Origin of the sequence: Kitasatospora sp. NPDC057518 (genome assembly GCF_042802075.1) — a bacterium.
In the GTDB taxonomy this organism is placed as follows: domain Bacteria; phylum Actinomycetota; class Actinomycetes; order Streptomycetales; family Streptomycetaceae; genus Kitasatospora.
Window position 1 is genome coordinate 1 of the sequence record NZ_JBHVEU010000680.1, and the last position, 3,014, is coordinate 3,014.

The 3,014-nt window shown below is 75.1% G+C and carries 2 protein-coding genes; one reads left to right on the forward strand and one right to left on the reverse strand.

From position 1 onward, the window contains the following. Positions 1-73 precede the first annotated feature (73 nt). Positions 74-1,438: a dipeptidase gene (locus tag ACFU7Z_RS38245; protein ID WP_380782722.1), complete on the reverse strand. Its 1,365-nt coding sequence runs from the start codon at positions 1,436-1,438 to the stop codon at positions 74-76. Positions 1,439-1,660: 222 nt separating this feature from the next. Here ACFU7Z_RS38245 and ACFU7Z_RS38250 point away from each other — a divergent pair, with 222 nt between their 5' ends. Continuing rightward, a complete protein-coding gene (locus ACFU7Z_RS38250) occupies positions 1,661-2,917 on the forward strand; it encodes a geranylgeranyl reductase family protein (protein ID WP_079272936.1) in 1,257 nt (418 codons plus the stop codon). Positions 2,918-3,014: the final 97 nt, after the last annotated feature.

Here is a 3,014-nt window from a genome sequence, read left to right on the forward strand (position 1 = left end):
CAGCCCGCCGGTTGCGCGGCGGGCGGCCGGACGTCCTCCGGGAAGAGCCTCGGGACGTCGCTGCGAAGGTCCGTCAGACGGAGCGCAGTTCGGCGTAGCGGCGGAGGAACAGCGCCTCGGTGAGGGCCATCTGCTCCAGCTCCCGCGGGTCGACGCTCTCGTTGACCGCGTGGATCTGGGTGGTCGGCTCCTCGACGCCGATCAGCACGATCTCGGCCTGCGGGTAGAGCGAGCGCAGCGTGTTGCAGAGCGGGATCGAGCCGCCCTCGCCGGAGGCGACCATGGGCGTCCCGAAGGCCTCGGCCATCGCCTCGCCCATCGCCTCGTACGCCGGGCCGTTGGTGTCGGCGCGGAACGGCGCGCCGTTGCCCTGGCGCTCGACGGTGAGCCGGGCGCCGAGCGGGACCTGCGCCTCCAGGTGGGCGACCAGGGCGTCCTGGGCGGCGCCCGCGTCCGTGCCCGGGGCGACGCGCAGGCTGATCAGGGCCTTGGCGATGGCCTGGACGGAGGAGGTGGCGCCGATCACCGGCGGGGCGTCGATGCCGAGGACGGTGACGGCCGGGCGGGCCCAGAGGCGGTCCGCGAGGGTGCCGGTGCCGGTCAGGGCGACGCCGTCGAGCACCTTGGCGTCGGAGCGGAACTGCTCCTCCGGGTACTGGACGCCGGTCCAGGTCTGGTCGGCGGTCAGGCCGGCCACCGCGACGTCGCCGTTCTCGTCGTGCAGCGAGGCCAGCATCCGGACCAGGGACTGGAGCGCGTCGGGGGCGGCGCCGCCGAAGGCCCCGGAGTGCAGGTTGCCGGCCAGCGTGGTGACGGTGGCCTCGACGATCGTCATGCCGCGCAGCGAGGTGGTCACGGTGGGCAGGCCGGGGGCGAAGTTGCCGGTGTCGCCGATGATGATGGCGTCGGCGGCGAGCAGCTCGGGGTGGGCCTCGGCGTAGCGCTCCAGACCGCCGGTGCCCTGCTCCTCGGAGCCCTCGACGATGATCTTCAGACCGACCGGGTAGGCGTCGCCGTGGACCTGACGCAGCGCCCGCAGCGCCGTCAGGTGCATCAGGATGTTGCCCTTGCAGTCGGCGGCGCCGCGCCCGTACCAGCGGCCGTCGCGCTCGGTCAGCTCGAAGGCGGGGCTGTGCCAGGCGTTCTCGTCCAGCGGGGGCTGGACGTCGTAGTGGGAGTAGAGCAGCACGGTCGGCGCGCCCTCGGGGCCGGGCAGCTCGCCGTAGACGGACTGGGTGCCGTCCGGGGTGTCCAGCAGCCGGATGCCGGTCAGGCCCTCGGCGGCGAAGGCGTCGGCGACCCAGCGCGCGGCCTTCTCGCACTCCTCGACCGGGAACTGGCGCGGGTCGGCGACCGACGGGAAGGCGACCAGCTCGGCGAGGTCGGTGCGGGCACGGTCCATCAGGGATCGGACGGCGTCGGCCAGGGGCTGTGACATCGGGGCTCCGGGGGGACGGTCCGCCCTTGGGGTGGTGCGGGCGGAGGAGGCGGTTTGCGGTAGTGCCGATCATAGGTGGAGCGGAACAGGGAGTTCCGAGGGTGGGCCGCGGACCGGGCCTCAGGGGGAGGGGCCGCCTTCGGGCGGGCCGTACGGCCGGGTGGCGCCGGTGCGGGGGCGGCGCGCTCGACCGGCGCGGCCGGACGCATAGGATTGCTCGACGTGACTGACTCCGGAAGCTCCGATTCCCGTAGCCCGCTCGACAGCCCGGCCGAGGGCGGTCCGACCGACGACGCGGCCGCGCCGCTGGACGGCGTCTGGGACGTCGTGGTGGTCGGCGCCGGACCGGCGGGCTCCTCGGCCGCGCACGCCGCCGCGGCCCAGGGCCGCCGGGTGCTGCTGCTCGACAAGGCCGAACACCCCCGGTACAAGACCTGCGGCGGCGGCATCATCGGCCCCTCCCGGGACAGCCTGCCGCCGGACTTCCGGCTGCCGCTGCAGGACCGGGTGCACGCCGTCACCTTCGCCTACAACGGGAGGTACACCCGTACGCGGCGGTCCAAGCGGATGCTGTTCGGCCTGGTCAACCGGGACGAGTTCGACCTGCGCCTGGTGCAGGCGGCCAAGCAGGCCGGGGCGGTGCTGGTCACCGGAGTGACCGTCACCGGCGTCGAGCAGCGCGGCGGGGAGCACCGGACGGCCCTGGTGACGGCCGCCGACGGGCGCACCTTCGAGGCCCGCGCGGTGGTCGGCGCGGACGGCAGCGCGAGCCGGATCGGCCGGCACGTCGGCGTCACCTTCGACCAGATCGACCTCGGCCTGGAGGCCGAGATCCCGGTGCCGGCCCAGGTCGCGGCCGACTGGGCGGGCCGGATCCACCTCGACTGGGGCCCGCTGCCCGGCAGTTACGGCTGGGTGTTCCCGAAGACCGAGACCAGCAGCCTGACGGTCGGCGTCATCTCGGCGCGCGGCGACGGCGAGCGGACCAAGCAGTACCTCGCCGACTACATCCGCCGGCTGGGCCTGTCCGGGTTCACCCCGCAGGTCGAGTCCGGGCACCTGACCCGCTGCCGGACCGAGGACTCGCCGCTCTCCCGCGGCCGGGTGCTGGTCGCCGGGGACGCGGCCGGACTGCTGGAGCCGTGGACCCGCGAGGGCATCTCGTACGCGCTGCGCTCGGGCCGGCTGGCCGGCGAGTGGGCGGTGCAGGTCGCCGAGGCGGGCAACGCGGCGGCGGTGCGGCGCGAGGCGCTGAACTACGCGTTCGCGGTCAAGGCCGGGCTGGGCGTGGAGATGCGCGCGGGCAAGCAGCTGCTGGGCGCCTTCGAGCGGCGGCCGTACCTGTTCCACGCGGCGGTCTGCCTGGTGCCGCCGGCCTGGCGGGCCTTCGCCCGGACCACCCAGGGGCACACCTCCTTCGCCCAGGTGCTGCGGCAGTACCGGGCCGCGCGGCGGCTGGCGTCGATGGCCTCGCGGTAGGGCGGCCGCCGTGGCGTCGTGAGCTCGTGACGTTGTGGAGCGGGGCCGGTGTCCCTCCGTGCGCGGGAGGGGCACCGGCCCCGCTTCCCTTGCGGGG